This is a genomic window from Staphylococcus sp. TE8, from assembly GCF_000692055.1.
Classification (GTDB): domain Bacteria; phylum Bacillota; class Bacilli; order Staphylococcales; family Staphylococcaceae; genus Staphylococcus; species Staphylococcus capitis.
In genome coordinates, this window is the sequence record NZ_JMGB01000002.1 from 653,817 (window position 1) to 670,057 (window position 16,241).

Genomic DNA, 16,241 nt, shown 5'->3' on the forward strand with positions numbered 1-16,241 from the left:
TCCTTTATGTTGTAAATTCTCTATTAAGGTTATTGATAAAAAAATAATTGTATGTAGAGTTATCAATAACCTTAAATTAGTTGTACAAAATAAATCATAATAGTTACGATTTGAAGATTATAGTATACGAGTCGGATAATATTGTCAATATAATTGATAATAAATTTCATTTAGATGAGTTCGGTGGAAAGGACAATTTGTGCATTGTGAAGAGCGATTGAAGATAAAAAAAGCTAGCAAATTGGCTAAAAACAAGCCAATGCTAGCTTAAAAGGGGTATATAATTAGACTTCCCGATGTGTTACATCAGACAAACCGAAGTCTTACCCATAAATTTTAAGAAGATCTTATAAAGAGGATTTAAAGCAATTTCTTCTCACTTACACTTATGATAAGTTGTTTTAATGATGACTTTCATGCTCGCTACTTTTAAGAAATATATCTTCAAGTGAAAGTTCTTCTAAATCTACTTTGAATATATCTATGTCTAGAGAAACATATAGTTTAACAATAGATGGAATAGTGTTTTTTCTTTAGTTTTTAACGTTATTTCATTTTATCAAGTGCAATGTTCATTTTAAGTACATTCACGTAATCTTCAGTCATGGGTGAGGATTGTTTATATTGTTGAATCATGCGTTGAATTGTTGCTTCCTCGATACCACGTTCATTCGCAATCCTTTTCGCTTGAGCATTGGCATTTGAAACGGTGATATCTGGATCTAATCCTGACCCTGAAGCAGTCACAGCATCTGCAGTAAGATGATGTCCTTCTTTATGAATCGAATCTTCAACACGCTGTTTAAATTGAGGATTAGAATTTGCTAGATTTGAACCACCTGATGAAGGTCCACCGTTCGCTTTCAAAAGTTTCTTGTCCATATTATAATTCACGGCACTTATTCGACCATGGAAGTATTTAGAATCGTTCCATTGTTGACCAATTAATTCTGAACCAATTACTTTACCATCTTGTTTAATTAAACTTCCATTAGCTTGATAGGGAAATGCGACTTGACCTATTGCAGTCACTGTTAGCGGAAATATAAACCCACAAAGGACAAATAGTACTACTACAAGTCCAACACTTTTTCGTATCGTTGCCATTCTACATCTCCTCCTTTAGACAACGTATTGAATAATTACATCGATGAATTTAATACCTATAAATGGCACAATCATACCGCCTAATCCATAGACCAACATATTTTTCATTAATATCGTTTGCATTGAAGCGCCTTTAAATTGCACGCCTTTCATCGCAATTGGTATGAGTAACACAATAATTAATGCATTGAAAATGAGTGCCGATAACACTGCTGATTCAGGTGAATGTAAATGCATAATATTTAAGCGATTCATTGCTGGCATTGCAGACATAAACATAGCTGGTAGAATTGCGAAATATTTCGCGATGTCATTCGCAATACTAAACGTTGTTAAAGATCCGCGTGTCATCAATAATTGCTTACCAATTAATACGACTTCCATTAACTTTGTAGGATTAGAATCTAAATCAATTAAATTTGCCGCTTCTTTCGCACTTGTTGTACCAGAGTTCATAGCTAAACCAACATTAGCTTCTGCTAGAGCAGGTGCATCATTTGTACCATCACCTGTCATCGCCACAATATGACCTTTAGCTTGTTCTTCTCTAATAACATTAATTTTATCTTCTGGTTTACATTCTGCGATAAAACGATCTACACCCGCTTCTTTCGCAATCGTTGCTGCAGTAAGTGCATTATCACCTGTACACATGACGGTTTCGATACCCATCTCGCGTAATTCTTGAAATCGTTCAACAAGACCGTCTTTAATTACGTCTTTTAAGTAGATGACACCTAAAATTTCATTATTTTCAATAACAATGAGTGGCGTGCCGCCTTTTTTAGAGACTTCAGTGACGCGTTCATCTAAATCATTAGGAATAGATCCACCCGCTTCTTTAACACGCTTAATCATGCTATTAGGTGCACCTTTATACACTTCATGATCTTCAAACTTCGCACCACTCATACGAGTCTCCGCAGTAAATGGGAAATATTCGCCTCTTTCTTGAGGTAATGTGATGCCTTGGCTTTGTGCAAGTTTAACAATACTACTTCCTTCAGGTGTATCATCTTCTACGGAACTTTCATATGCTGCTCGCACTAATCTTTCATAACTCGTTGATGCCACAGGAATAAATGCATCTGCCATACGATTACCATAAGTAATCGTTCCAGTTTTATCTAGAATCAACACATTTACATCACCACATGTCTCTACGGAACGGCCACTTTTCGCTAAAATATTAAACTGAGTCACACGATCTATTCCAGCGATACCAATAGCAGATAACAACCCTCCAATTGTTGTTGGAATTAAGCAGACTGTTAAGGCAATCAACATCACAATTGATAAATTGAAATGAAGAAATTGTGCTAAGGGGTACATCGTCATAATTACGACGAGAAAGATAATAGTTAGCGTCATTAAGAGCGTGAACAATGCAATTTCATTCGGTGTTTTCTTTCTTGTCGCCCCTTCAACTAAATGAATCATTTTATCTAAGAATGATTGACCTGGTTCCGAAGTGATTTCTATTTCTAACCAGTCAGAAGTGACAGAGGTGCCTCCAATAACATTATTGAAATCTCCGCCACTCTCTTTAATCACTGGCGCTGATTCACCGGTAATCGCAGATTCGTCGACAGTTGCTAAACCTTTAATAACTTGGCCATCATTAGGTATTTGTTCTCCAGTTTCTACACGAACGATGTCTCCTTTTTTCAAATTGCTAGCATTTATCACTTCGTAGCTGCCGTCTTCTTTAATTAATCGCGCCGTCATTTCTATTTGTGTCTGGCGTAAGGCATTCGCTTGCGCTTTCCCTCGCCCTTCTGCTAACGCTTCTGAAAAGTTGGCAAAAATAAGTGTTAGCAATAAGATGATGAATATACTTACCACATACATACGCGATACATGTTCTTGTATAAATAAATGAGGTACAAAAATTAATAAAAATGATAGTAGCATGCCCACTTCTACAACAAACATGATAGGATTCTTCACCATATATTTTGGGTTTAATTTCACAACACTTTCCTTAAGTGCTTGTTTAACCAAACTTGATTCAAATATTTTTGATGTTTTCATCATTTTCTATAGTCTCCTTTCATCACGAATGCAACAGTAGTTGTTCTCCTATTGGTCCAAGCATTAAATCTGGTAGGAAGGTCAAACCACTGAGTAAAATGATGAAGATAATCAACACGGTGCTAAAGAACAGGTTATTAATCGGTACATCTTGTGAGTCATCGGTATGTTGATATGTTTTCTTGTTGACCAAACTAGACACAATCAACAGTTGTAAGACGATAGGGATATAACGTGCGACGAGCATCACAATTGCTGTCGAAACATTCCAAAATACAGTGTTGTCTTTTAAACCTTCAAAACCTGAACCATTATTAGCAGATGAAGATGTAAATTCATAAATGACTTGAGAAACGCCATGGAATTGTGGGTTTGTTATCGCATCTTTCGCGCCAGGAATGATAAATGCCAATGCTGAAAATATTAATATCAATAATGGATGGACTAAAAATGTGAGTGCTATCCATTTCATCTCTTTGGATTCGATTTTCATACTTAAATAACTGGGCGTCTTTCCAATCATTAAACTGCAAATAAAAACAGTTAACATCACATAGATCAACATATTCATTAGACCGACACCTTCACCACCAAAAACGGCATTTAACATCATAAGAATCATTGGAACCATGCCACCCATAGGTGTGAGACTGTCATGCATGTTGTTAACAGTACCAGTCGTAAAAGCTGTCGTAATAGTTGTAAATAAAGCTGATTGAGCAATACCGAAACGTGTTTCTTTGCCCTCCATATTGCCTCCATCGATTCCTAAGTGGTGTAAAATCGGACTTCCTGCAGTTTCATAATGTAGACAAATAAGTAAAAGCAAGACAAACATCGTAAACATTGCAATAAAGACCATTACCGCATGGGGATGGATGTGCTGTTTAGCGTTCAGCATTCTGCCAAATAAAAAAACAAGCGATCCAGGAATTAACATCATACTTAATGCCTCTGCGAAATTAGACCAATAGGTTGGGTTCTCAAATGGCGTGGATGAGTTGGCACCTAGGAACCCTCCACCATTCGTTCCAAGATGTTTAATTGACTCTAATGAAGCCATCGGTCCATATGCAATGGTCTGTTTCACACCTGACATGGTTTCAACAACTAGATTGCCATGTAACGTTTGAGGTGTACCTTGACTGATAAGGAATATGCTTAACACGAGTGCAAATGGAATTAAGACACGTATGATAAATCGCACGACATCTTGATAGAAGTTACCTATGACGTCTGTCATACCCGTTAGTCTACGCAACATTGCGATGCATACTGAGTAACCTGAAGCGGCTGAAGTGAACATCAGACACGTAATGACACCCATTTGCGTGAAATACGTTAATCCCGTTTCGCCCGCATAATGTTGTAAATTTGTATTCGTTAAAAACGAGGCTGCCGTATTAAATGCGAGAGACACTGATTGACTTAAATTGTGATTGGGATTTAACCATAGCCATTGTTGTGTCAGTAGTAAGATAAATGCTAGTGCACCAGTTAAACCGTTAAAACATAAAAAGTGTTTTAAATATGTTTTACCTGACATGTGCTCTAGTGACGTACCAATCAATTTGTAGAGTCCCTTTTCAATAGGTGAAAATAAGACATCCATCTTAGACGGTACGATTAAAGCCACTGTATATAAGTATCGACTCATCACGTATGAGAGCACGATAAATGTGATTAAAAATAGAATCATACTCATGATATTTCCTTCTTTCGCTACTAGAATTTTTCACTCCAAAGTAATGCATAAAATAGAAATAAAATTATTCCGATGATTATGAAGGCTAAAAATGAAATCATTGTGCGTCCTCCTCACTTTCATGGACATCTTAGCAAGAGCACTGTAATTAAAGTATTAATATTTGAACAAAGTTATAAAGGAAATATAAAGATAAGAAATTAAATAAAAATAAAAATGGATAAATAGATTAATCTTAATTAATATGTAATTAAGAGGTGGTGGCATATGGAAAGTTCACATAGACACAGAGGTAAACTCACCATTTATTTAGGTTATAGCCCTGGTGTTGGAAAGACATATGAAATGCTATCGAACGGTATCGACCTTTATAAAGAAGGTGTCGATATTAAAATTGGCTATATAGAGCCACATCAACGTCCTGAGACAAGTGCGCTTGCTAAACAACTACCAGAAATTAAGACCTCTAGCCGAAAATTTGGGAGTCATCTCTTTCACTTTATCGACGTGAATCAAATTGTTGAGGCGCATCCAGATGTTGTGCTTATCGACGAGTTGGCCCATACGAATATCTCAAAAACACGACATTTAAAGCGTTACATGGATATTGAAGAAATTCTTTCTCATGGCATTGATGTTTGGACGACACTTAATATTCAACATATTGAAAGTTTGAGTGGACAAATAGCACTGATGACAGGTATCCAAGTATCAGAACGTGTTCCAGATCAATTTATAATGTCTGCTGATGCTTATGAAGTCGTTGATATTTCGCCGAATATGTTGATTCAACGCCTTAAGTCTGGAAAGGTATATAAAAGAGAACGCTTGGATACTGCTTTTTCCAATTTTTTCACATATGAGAACCTGACAGAGTTACGTGAACTTACGCTAAGAACTGTTGCGGATATTATGAGTCAAAAAGAGCAACAGTATAAAACGAAGCATACTGATGTTACGCCTCATATTGCAGTAGCTGTAAGTGGAAGTATTTATAATGAACGTGTGATTCGTGAAGCAAGACGCGCAGCTTATAAAGAGCATGCAAAGTTTACTGCTATTTATATCGACACCTTTGAAACACGTTCTGAAAGTCGTGCACAAGATCACTATGTTCATAAAAATCTGATGCTTGCCAAATCACTAGGTGCTGAGATTAAGGTGTTATATGCACAAGATATTGCGAAGACTTTGATTGATTGGTGCGATAAATCATTTGTGACTAAATTGGTGCTCGGTCAGTCTGAACAACCACCTTGGAAAGAGTACTTTAAGAAGTCATTAATTGAACAAATTAATCATACTACGCATCACTTTAAATTAGAGATTGTCCCGATACATCAGATTTATTCGGATAAGCAAAATCGTGATCGGAGTAGCCGTAAAAAAGATAAAAAACCCTACCAACTCACGTTATCAATCGATATCGTTAAAATGTTAACCATCCAAATCGTATGCGTACTATTAGGAATGTGGATTTATAAGATGGATAAGAATGAGTCTAGTGCTATTATTCTTTTAATGTTTTTTATTGGCATTATCGTACTTTCCATTTGGACACAGTCATATTTAATTGGTTTCTTCGCATCGATATTAAATGTCTTCGTCTTTAACTATTTCTTTACTGTGCCGAGGTTTACGCTTGAAATGTACCGCTTTGAATATCCCATCACTTTTGTGACGAGCATATTTGCTAGCATTTTCACGAGTGGCATATTGAAAAATTTAAAATATCAGCACTCCCTCACTGAACGTCAGTTATACCGTACGGATATTATGTTGCAATTTAATCAGTCGATTAAGGAATCATATTCGACTATGAAATTGCTGAGTGTGGCAGGTGATCAAATTCACCAATTATTAAAGCAGGATGTTACTGTATTTCAAATCGAAGCTAAGAAAGTGATGCAGTCCGCATCGTTTGGAGTTAGCTCGAGTGCGCATAACCATGGGACTGAGGATGCTGAAACGTTAAGTTGGGTAATAGAGAATGAAAGACGTGCGGGTAGACTCACCGATACCTTCCCAGGTAGTAAATTTCTGTGTATTCCAATTGGTACAAGACCAGTTAAGGGTATCATTTCGATTCAGTTTACAGATGAGGATTACATCGATACATACGACAATTCTATCTTAGATTCAATGTTAAACGATTTGACCCTTGCCGTTGAGAATGTCGCCCTACTCAAGCAAACGAGACAGTCGATGGTAATAGCTGAAAGAGAAGCTACAAGATCAAATTTCTTACAATCTATTTCACATGATATTAGAACGCCATTAACATCTATTATCGGTAATTTAGATGTAGTGAAATATCATAATGATGGCTTGGATAAAAATGAACGCGCGCAATTGTTAACCGCTTCATACGAAGAGGCACAATATTTATATACGTTAGTCACAAATATACTTTCTCTAACAAAATTAGAACGTTCAGATATACAAATTAAGCGCACCTCATACCTTGTAGAGGAGCTACTCGAAGAATTTGAAGATGGACTCGTGCGACGTCATCAAAATCATAAAGTCACTATTGAGGATAATGGAACTTTCGCTTTGGTTTATATCGACAGCAAATTAATGCTACAAGTTTTATTTAATTTGGTAGAAAATGCATTAAAGCACTCTGAATCGCATTCTGTTATCACCATACGCGTGCATGAACAAGACTCAAAGATATTATTTGAAATCATTGATAATGGTAAAGGTATACCTAAAGAAGAGCGAGATTTAATTTTCAATCCATATTATTCGGGGGATTACTTTAAAGATAATAAAAAGGACAGTCTAGGACTCGGTTTGTATTTAGTCCAACTTATATTAAAACAGCATCACAGTAAATTAGAATATCAATCCAATGAACCAAGTGGCAGTATATTTTATTTTTATTTAGATAAAGAACAAATAAAAATGGAAGGGTGAGATGATGAAATCTACACTTTTAGTTGTTGAAGATGATGAAGCAATTTTACATTTAATCGATGTAGCATTAACTATGAGTTACTATAAAGTTATTAAAGCGAAAACAGGTAGAGAAGCGGACTTCCGCATTAGAACAGAACATCCAGATATTATATTACTTGATTTAGGTTTGCCAGATATTGATGGGCTTTCTTTAATTAAACGATTAAGAGAATGTGTGGACACCCCTATTATCGTTATCAGTGCGCGAACAGAAGAGGAAACTATTGTAAAAGCGTTAGACTACGGGGCGAATGATTATATGACTAAACCCTTTAATATTGATGAATTACAAGCACGTATCAGGGTTGCACTTCGCGTTTCGAAACGGCCTGACGCGATGCAAAATAACTTTGAGAACGGCCCGTTAATCATTGATTTCAGCGGTAATTCTGTTTATATGATGGGACAGGCTATTCACCTAACACCTTATGAATTCCAATTATTAGAAATTTTAAGTCAGCACGTTGGTAAGGTATTAACATATCAGGTTTTATTAAAAGCACTATTTGGATACGTTAATAAGTGCGACATGTCGTCATTACGAGTACATATGGCTTCACTGCGGAAGAAGCTTAATAACAGTGATGCAACATATGAAGGTAGTATGAAAAAACTCATTATCACCCATCCAAGAATAGGTTATCAAATGCAACATTTGGAGTGATATTAAAGCTTTGTATAAATTAATAACAATGTAAACGCCACATTCTTTGTTGAAGAGGATTGTGGCGTTTTTTATGATAAATATACTATTAACATTATACATTTTTTATAAAAAATGATAATGTGATGTTGTCTTTTGGGATCTTATAGAAAGGATTAAATTACTAATGAAAAAATTACTTTGGATAAGCATACCTCTAGTTATTGTCTTCTTATTATTTAGTGTAATTAAAATAGGCCCGCTATTTAACTTTTATCTCATACCACCTTCACCCAAAGCTTATGCTAAAAATGCCATCGATCAAATGGAATTGCAAGGTCTCTATGCTAAAGGTGAAAAATGGGAGGAAACTAAATCAAAAGTACTAAAGAACACTAAACATGCCAAATCCTACAAAGAGACACACCCATACATAGAGGAAGCTCTAAGAGTAGCTGGGAGAAAACATTCGTTTTTAGAAAAAGAAAATAACAATCACAACTCAAGTAATAATGTAACTTACCCTAAAACTTCTCTCAATCACTCTAAATTAACTATTAAGTTGCCCGAATTTACAGGAAAACAAAAGGAAGGTAAACACTATGCTAATATCGTTAATCACGCTTTACAGAAGAAAAAATATGATGGCGTCATTTTAGATTTGAGAAATAACACTGGTGGAGATATGGGACCTATGATTGCAGGGGTATCATCCTTAATTAAAAATGGAAAGTTAATGACCTTTCTCGATAAAGATAATAATAAGGCTAGTGTTAAATTAGATGGTAGCGAAACCGAAAATGGTGGAACACCAGTGAAGCTTAAACACTCTAAAAAAGTTAATGACGTTCCTATAGCAATATTACTTAATAATAAAACAGCCAGTTCCGGTGAAATTACAGCTTTATCATTTAGAGGGAATAAAAAAGTTAAATATTTTGGTCAAAATACTGCAGGATATACTTCATCTAATACATCAATTAAATTGTATGATAATGCCATAATGAATTTAACTACACATAAAATTAAAGATAATACAGGACATGTATATGAAAATAATCCGATTCAACCAGATTCTAAAACAAACGAACCTAAACAAGATGCCATGAAGTGGTTAAAACAACAATCTCATTAAATTGAATTAAAATAGCTAGATAAGAGATTACACCGTCTCATTCATCTAGCTATTTTTAATCTTTTACTTTAATCATATAACATGATTGCTTTGCCTAGACGTCCTCGTGTGTTATAGGTACGGTCAACAAATGCACTACCTTCCTCTATAGAGTAGCTTCTATCGATTGGAACAATAAACTCATTTTCATTATAATCTGAAATACCTTTTTCTAAGTCTTCCCAAGTTCCGATACAATTACCTATCAATGAAAGATTATTAAGCATAACTTTTAACAGAATATTTTTCAGATGGTTAGGTGTTTTTTCATCTTCATTTTCAGAAAAGTCGGGATGTTGGTTTTTATAACCACATGTAATATAGCGTCCGCCTACTTTCATTTGATTCACTGCTTTTTCTAAATGTAAATCAAAATAAGGATCAAATATGACGTCAAATTCACCTAAGTATTCTTCCCACTTCTGCATGTTCCTATCTACTTTATGTAATTTAGCTGGCCGAAGGAGTGCTTGTTCTTCAGGCGTCCATTCCGATGTAGTTAATATTGTCGTATCGATTCCTTTACTGATTAAGTTATTAATAATAAACATAGACGTATTAGAGCGACCGCTCAGTACTAGTGCACGTTCATTCTGCTTAAGATTTACGCGTCTTACCATGCTTGTTGAAGTTTGACTACCTATTGAGAAGCCTGCTGCAACTGCGTTATTCATATGTTCTGGTATTTTGATAAGCTTTGATTTATGTAATCTGAGCCATCCTTTTGAAGCTTCGTTTGTGACTGCTCCAGGTGCCACACCTGGAAAAGGAGGGTCGGGATACGCACAGTTGGGTATCACACGTTGTCCAATTTCAAATTCATCAACAGAATATCCTTTAGCTACAATTCTCCCTACAAAGTCAGACCCAAAGTAATCGAATGGTGGAGCTTGAGAATTTACATCTTCTTGCATTTTTAAAGCGGCTTTTAAAATAATGGCTTTATCTCTGTAATTACAAGAAAACGCATCAACTTTTACTAACACGAAATGTTCGTTCTCTGATGCATCTTCGTTAAAACTTGGTCGTTCTAATTCAATCAAACCACAATGAATGGGTGTTCCTGCAATACTTACATCAGGTAACATCGTTACATCTTCTTCTGATACTAAATTTGTATTAATTAAAGCTAAAACTTTCATAAGCTGAGTCACTCCTATCAGTATAAGTCACACACTTTTAAAACTTTTGGATAGAGCATTTTCATAATGTAGCGCACGCGCCTTAAATCTATGTTCACTTCACTACATTTTTAGACACATCCTTAGTATCTATCTGATTCGCAATAAATCTTTGCTTTAGTAATAATTTGAAGGAGGCACCTGTAATAAAGTAGTCTTGAATGGCGTCGGCTATAGCACTACAACGATGTTCACCAAAGCTCTGTTGAATACCATTAGTTTGAATAGGTTCTTCAGCTGTAAAGAGGTTGTATGTTAATTGACTCGCAAGTTGAGAGCCTTTTTTAATCTTTATAGGAGCCTTTTTAACATGTTCAATTAATACTTTTTCAACTTTGTCTTTATCTTCGCTACTGTAAAACACGAGTGCGTCATTTCTTGGGTAACTATCAGAGGAAGATAAAATTTTAGCAGAAAAGCTCACGCTCTTTTCAACTAACTCATTTACACATTTACTCCATAACTCTATAGCATATTGAGGCGTGTCTGCATAAATATAATGACGTGTAACCTTATTAATATGTACACCATTGTTTGTATGTACGAACATGAAAAATCCAGGCGTCAAATTAGGTCTAGAACAAGGCACAACAATACTATTACCTTCATTTACTTCTTCTTTGATTCGAATCCCTTGAGTAACATGGTAGGTTTGACCGTTAAAGTTTTGTGTACTCGTCTCTACTCGAATCCCAGGATCTTTAATACTACTGGCAATTTGTTGGTTTAAATCATTAAATGTTTTTGATGATTGTTTGACTTGATTGTTCAAATTTCCAGTATGTAACATCGAATATAACCACTGTTTTAACTTACTTTTTTGATTTTCAAGGACGTCATCATATGTTTCGTTATCTATTTTAACTTTGTTTAAATCCGTTTCTAATTCTATTTTATGTGCTAAATCTTCTAACGTATTCACTTTTTCTGTCATAGTACGTCCTCCAATTTATTCAAATAGTTCTATTAGATTTTCTGGAAACACTATTACTTCTCTACCTATCCCAAGTATCGCTTTATCTATGGCAGTTAAACGAAATGAAAATTTAGCTCTGCTCATGATTCTTTCCACGAGAAACCATCCAATATTTCGAGCAAGATGTATGGTATTAATCATTTTCTTAGATACATATGTTTGATAAGCTAATTGAATTAAAGGTCTCATTTGTTCAATGTAATTAAGACCTCGTTCCATAAACTGATCTTCTATCTCCTTAGCATCTGAAGTTTCTTGAGTCGTTTCGGTAAAAGTTTTTAATAAGCAATCAAAATAAATAGAACCAATTAGTCCCGCTAAATCTCTACTTGGATCCCCTTTACGTAATTCTTCAAAGTCTATAATCCAAATGTCCTCATCCGTAAATATAAACTGATCCAAACGAATATCACCATGACAAATACAGACGTCATTATCATGAGATTGCTGCATTATCGTTTCTACGAGTTCTGAGTCTTGTTGCAATAAACTAAACAACTCTAGTTCTGCTCCCGTACAGCCGGCATATTCATATTTATTTAATGCATATAACAACGATTCACGCTGCGGTAACTGATCTTCTGAATCTATATTCACATCATTGATATCGGATAAATGTAATATCGCTAACATATCTGCAGCTTTTGCGATTTTGTGTTTAAAATTTGGGGATGGTTGTTCTAATTCTTCTTCTAACGATGTCGCATTTTCAATCCATTGATATTTAAGCGATAAACTGTCTTCATCATAGTCAATCAACTTTGGAGACTTCAATCGAATAGTATCTGTGCGTAAGTTTTCCCATTTCAAGCAATTATTGTATCTTCTGAGCGCATCAACTTTAGGTCCTTTAATTACTTTATGTAAATATTGAGTTGTTCCATCTTCTTCAAGACTGATGATATTACGACCTTCTTTAACTTTTTGCATTAAAATTTCTAAGCTTCTTTCATGTAAATTACATTTTTTATTTTTAAAATGTGTAAGGTATGATTTATGTAATGTTTGGCGTTATGAATTAGATATTAATATCTCACATAGCCATTTCTTTATTTATATTAAAAAGTTACTACCCTATAATCTTAGTCATTTAATTTAACATTATTGATGATTAACTGCGTTAAGCTGCACTCCAAGTAACTGTATAAGAAACGGACGCAGAAATTGATGATGTACGACCATCACCTAAATCTCTTTCTTCAATTGCACTTCGTTGAATATTATTTGATGATGTATAGTGACTATATCCGTTGATTAAAATATTTTCCATATCGATTCCTCCTGATGTTATAGGGTAGCAACCGCTTTCATTATAATTCTGAAAAAGAGTAAATTCAATTTTTATATGTAAATTTACATTAAAATTATTAATATCTTAATAAATAAAATAATAAAATTGTCACTAGTATAAAGATAATATTAATGTTTAATAAAAATTAAGTAAGTTTATCGTGAAATCAATTTTCAAAAACTCAAGACTGCTACGTTAGAAGGAACTCAAATCATTCAAAATATAAAAAAGATAATAAATATATAAAACAGCGTAATATTAACAATAATTTAAAAATATTGTACGATGTATAAATGGAGGGATGATTATGAAAAAGCAATTATTAGGGACTGTATTATTAAGTACGTTCTTACTAGGGGCATGTTCACTCAATATCGGTACAGACGATAATCAAGGTGAAGGTAAAAAGAATAATGAAGAAAGTAGTGAACATAGTTCAAGTCAGTCTAAAGACAAGCAGAGTAATAAAGATACCAAGGTAGATAACCAAACAAATCAAGCTAATCAAAGACAAGCAAATGGTTCCGAAAATAATGATGCTTCAAATCCAGGCAATGAAGGAAACAATAACGAGACTAATTCTGATAATCAAACAAATCATGGGACTATTTCAGAAGATGAAGCGATTCAAAATGCTAAAGAGCACTTTAAATATTCAGCAACTAATGATGATTACAAAGTTGATCCAAACCAATCTAATAGTAAAGAATACTACATTACCTTTACAGCACATGATGCCACTGGCTATCCAATGAAGGCTGCTACTACTGTTAATAAGCAGACAGGTCATGTTAATGGTTATATAGATAGAAGAACTAAAGCAGACAGAGAAAGACATATTCAACATGCTAATGAAAGTTCGTCATATAAAGGACCAGACAGTAATAATAGAAAAGCATTTGGTAAAGATTTAAGCCATCCAAATTACAATGATCAAAATGCGCAACAATCGCAAAATGAAAATAACCAACAGAAACAAACTAGCGAAGATCAATCACAACAAGAATCGAATAATGATGATAGTAGTCAAAGTAAGGAAGGCACATCAGAAACCGAAGCTGCTCAAAATAGTGAACAAGAACAAAATCAATCGGTAGAACAAAGTCAAGATGACGATACACAAGATCAGCAACAGCAAACTGACAACGCTTCTCAAGATACTGATAACAACCAAAATAACGACCAACAAAATAGTGTTGAAAAACCCGAATCAGTTAGCAGAGACTAAAATAAATTTATATAATTAATAGAGCGTTCTCAAAAATTTTTGAGAACGCTCTTTATATTTATCTAGTTTGTTTTAAGTGATTAATTATCTACTAAAGACTTATTGATTAGTGTGAGTTGTGAAAAAATTTCCCTAACCTCTTAACATTACACGATATTATCTATAATTTCCTTACGTAATTTACCTCTAATTTCTGCCATTGTGTTTAAATGGTATTTCTTATAATCTCCAGCATCCACTCTAAAAGCGTGAACACCGATAATTTCGTTTTTGCTATTTAAAACAGCTCCACCAGATGAACCGGGTTCAGCCATCATTTGATAGTAGCCGATAGGATTTACATTTCGTGCAGTCATGGAATATTTACCTTTAGAATGATACATCGTACCAGCTGGATCATTTTTATATTTTCCATATGGCGTACCATAGTGATACATATGAATTGGCGTATTAGCTTTCATTGATTTAATGGTACTTTCTGATGCAATCTTACGTATTTTCATATATTTAGAAATGTCTTCATATGTATAAACCAATGCGACATCTCCGTATTGCAACATTTGAACGCCAAATACTTGAAGCGAACGAACTACTTTGGAACCTTCTTGTAATAAATTGATTCTCATGTTCTCAGGTTGTGCAGGTGTTAACGGTTTGTGTGCACGTTGATCATTTACTACATGATTCGCAGTTAAAATCGTATGTCTGCCAATTGCTGTACCCGTACCGTAAGTTAATTGTTTAGCCGTTGGATTCCAATTAAATACCGTTGCGATATTAGCGTCTTTCGCTTTAGTATGTTCGATTGTAACGCCCTTATTACCCGATTTCTTCATGATTTTTAGAGCATCATCAATGCCTGATTCTTTTGTCGTTTGACCGAAATCACGCACGTTATCCCCACCTGGTACATTGGATGGCCAACGTTTAGGTGGTTTATTGTAGTAATTCTTTTTAGGTTGTGAATACGTTGATTTTGATTTTACTTTTACTGTTGAGGTTGGTTTTGCTTTTGACTTAGTTGTTGTTTTGATTGAAGTTTTGACACTCGGTTTTGTGGATTTCTTTTTTGTTACAGTTGAGGAAGTGCGCTTCGATGTCGTTTTAGTAACTTTTGAAGTTGATGGTGTCTTTTTCGTTTTAGTTGCTGTTGATAACCAATGAGGTTTCTTGTTACCCGGTTTGATAGCTTTCGTTGTCTTTTGAGGTTTAACTTTAGTTGGTGAAACTTTGTGATGAATAATTGTGTGTTTAAGTGTTTTACGTTGTTTTGGTTGAGTCGTTTGCTTTGAATAAGACTTTCCCACATGTTTAGTAGTACTTTGTTTGTGAAGATTGTTTGTTACTACATGAGTCGAAGATGGTTTCGTACGTTTAACATACTGTGTTGTTGTTTGTTTTGTTGGCTTTGTATATTTTGTCGTTCTAGTAGGCTGATTACTTTTATGAGTTATTTGTGTTGGTTGAATGCCATTTTTAGTTTTAGGTGTTTGATTTGTATACTGTTTAGCTACTTGGTGTTTAGGTGTCTCTTTTACGATCACAGTATTACCTTTAGTAGCAGCATCTGCCTCGTTGAAATGTAATAACGCAGAGAGACTAAAAATAACTAGCATCACAATTGAAGTGTAAATGAATTTTCCCAATAATTCCCCTCTATACACTGTGCATGTCCCCACTTTCTTATCGAAATAAGTATATTTTTTATATGTATTTTAACTATAATGCATGAGTGAGTTTTGCACAATATAAACAATTGATTATCAATAAAGTTTTTTACAGTTTAAAATAGAATTGAAATTAATTATAAAATAGTGTTATATAAGCAATGATATTTATAATCACCACTGATCCAGAGAACTAAAACAGAAAACCTCATCATCTAGATTTTGTTCTAAAATGATGAGGTGTGTACTAAACCGATAATTTTTACTCGTT

The 16,241-nt window shown here is 34.4% G+C and carries 12 protein-coding genes; 4 read left to right on the forward strand and 8 right to left on the reverse strand.

The features are described from left to right. Positions 1-546: 546 nt before the first annotated feature. Genes kdpC through kdpA form a run of 3 tightly spaced genes read right to left on the reverse strand, consistent with a single transcriptional unit; the run spans position 547 to position 4,846 of the window. A complete protein-coding gene (kdpC, locus tag CM54_RS09405; protein ID WP_030061405.1) occupies positions 547-1,107 on the reverse strand; it encodes a potassium-transporting ATPase subunit KdpC in 561 nt (186 codons plus the stop codon). Between the two features lie 15 nt (positions 1,108-1,122). Continuing rightward, positions 1,123-3,144, reverse strand: a complete 2,022-nt coding sequence (locus tag CM54_RS09410; RefSeq protein WP_037550741.1) for a K(+)-transporting ATPase subunit B — start codon at positions 3,142-3,144, stop codon at positions 1,123-1,125. Positions 3,145-3,163: 19 nt separating this feature from the next. Continuing rightward, positions 3,164-4,846, reverse strand: a complete 1,683-nt coding sequence (gene kdpA / locus CM54_RS09415) for a potassium-transporting ATPase subunit KdpA (RefSeq protein ID WP_037550742.1) — start codon at positions 4,844-4,846, stop codon at positions 3,164-3,166. Between the two features lie 267 nt (positions 4,847-5,113). Here kdpA and CM54_RS09425 point away from each other — a divergent pair, with 267 nt between their 5' ends. The 3 genes from CM54_RS09425 to CM54_RS09435 all read left to right on the forward strand — a co-directional run bounded on the left by CM54_RS09425 (position 5,114) and on the right by CM54_RS09435 (position 9,588). Continuing rightward, a complete protein-coding gene (locus CM54_RS09425; RefSeq protein WP_037550744.1) occupies positions 5,114-7,768 on the forward strand; it encodes a sensor histidine kinase in 2,655 nt (884 codons plus the stop codon). A 4-nt stretch (positions 7,769-7,772) separates the two neighbouring features. After that, positions 7,773-8,474, forward strand: a complete 702-nt coding sequence (locus CM54_RS09430; RefSeq protein WP_037551010.1) for a response regulator transcription factor — start codon at positions 7,773-7,775, stop codon at positions 8,472-8,474. 166 nt (positions 8,475-8,640) lie between these two features. Then, on the forward strand, positions 8,641-9,588 hold the full coding sequence (locus CM54_RS09435; RefSeq protein ID WP_037550750.1) for a S41 family peptidase: 948 nt from the start codon (positions 8,641-8,643) through the stop codon (positions 9,586-9,588). 68 nt (positions 9,589-9,656) lie between these two features. On the opposite strand, the gene CM54_RS09440 is transcribed toward CM54_RS09435, so the two are convergent. The 4 genes from CM54_RS09440 to CM54_RS12790 all read right to left on the reverse strand — a co-directional run bounded on the left by CM54_RS09440 (position 9,657) and on the right by CM54_RS12790 (position 13,054). After that, the gene (locus CM54_RS09440) at positions 9,657-10,769 is read right to left on the reverse strand and encodes a quinone oxidoreductase family protein (protein WP_037550752.1); all 1,113 of its coding nucleotides are present in this window, start codon (positions 10,767-10,769) and stop codon (positions 9,657-9,659) included. 94 nt (positions 10,770-10,863) lie between these two features. Continuing rightward, positions 10,864-11,742: a T3SS effector HopA1 family protein gene (locus CM54_RS09445; RefSeq protein WP_037550755.1), complete on the reverse strand. Its 879-nt coding sequence runs from the start codon at positions 11,740-11,742 to the stop codon at positions 10,864-10,866. Positions 11,743-11,757: 15 nt separating this feature from the next. Further along, positions 11,758-12,714 (reverse strand): phosphotransferase, encoded by a 957-nt coding sequence (locus CM54_RS09450; RefSeq protein ID WP_037550757.1) that lies wholly within the window; start codon positions 12,712-12,714, stop codon positions 11,758-11,760. 190 nt (positions 12,715-12,904) lie between these two features. Further along, positions 12,905-13,054, reverse strand: a complete 150-nt coding sequence (locus CM54_RS12790; protein ID WP_002454314.1) for a hypothetical protein — start codon at positions 13,052-13,054, stop codon at positions 12,905-12,907. A gap of 328 nt (positions 13,055-13,382) precedes the next feature. Between CM54_RS12790 and CM54_RS09455 the strand changes: the two genes are divergently transcribed. Next, complete coding sequence (locus tag CM54_RS09455) at positions 13,383-14,303, forward strand: hypothetical protein (RefSeq protein ID WP_082243236.1); 921 nt, start codon at positions 13,383-13,385, stop codon at positions 14,301-14,303. A 146-nt stretch (positions 14,304-14,449) separates the two neighbouring features. On the opposite strand, the gene CM54_RS09460 is transcribed toward CM54_RS09455, so the two are convergent. Beyond that, positions 14,450-15,919 carry a trypsin-like peptidase domain-containing protein gene (locus CM54_RS09460; RefSeq protein WP_051600357.1) on the reverse strand — a complete coding sequence of 490 codons (1,470 nt, stop codon included), beginning with the start codon at positions 15,917-15,919 and terminating at the stop codon, positions 14,450-14,452. Positions 15,920-16,241: the final 322 nt, after the last annotated feature.

Coding starts and splice junctions, on each gene's coding strand:
- kdpC (WP_030061405.1), bottom strand. CDS start 1,107: ATGGCAACGATACGAAAAAGTGTTGGACTTGTAGTAGTACTATTTGTC.
- CM54_RS09410 (WP_037550741.1), bottom strand. CDS start 3,144: ATGATGAAAACATCAAAAATATTTGAATCAAGTTTGGTTAAACAAGCA.
- kdpA (WP_037550742.1), bottom strand. CDS start 4,846: ATGAGTATGATTCTATTTTTAATCACATTTATCGTGCTCTCATACGTG.
- CM54_RS09425 (WP_037550744.1), top strand. CDS start 5,114: ATGGAAAGTTCACATAGACACAGAGGTAAACTCACCATTTATTTAGGT.
- CM54_RS09430 (WP_037551010.1), top strand. CDS start 7,773: ATGAAATCTACACTTTTAGTTGTTGAAGATGATGAAGCAATTTTACAT.
- CM54_RS09435 (WP_037550750.1), top strand. CDS start 8,641: ATGAAAAAATTACTTTGGATAAGCATACCTCTAGTTATTGTCTTCTTA.
- CM54_RS09440 (WP_037550752.1), bottom strand. CDS start 10,769: ATGAAAGTTTTAGCTTTAATTAATACAAATTTAGTATCAGAAGAAGAT.
- CM54_RS09445 (WP_037550755.1), bottom strand. CDS start 11,742: ATGACAGAAAAAGTGAATACGTTAGAAGATTTAGCACATAAAATAGAA.
- CM54_RS09450 (WP_037550757.1), bottom strand. CDS start 12,714: ATGCAAAAAGTTAAAGAAGGTCGTAATATCATCAGTCTTGAAGAAGAT.
- CM54_RS12790 (WP_002454314.1), bottom strand. CDS start 13,054: ATGGAAAATATTTTAATCAACGGATATAGTCACTATACATCATCAAAT.
- CM54_RS09455 (WP_082243236.1), top strand. CDS start 13,383: ATGAAAAAGCAATTATTAGGGACTGTATTATTAAGTACGTTCTTACTA.
- CM54_RS09460 (WP_051600357.1), bottom strand. CDS start 15,919: ATGCTAGTTATTTTTAGTCTCTCTGCGTTATTACATTTCAACGAGGCA.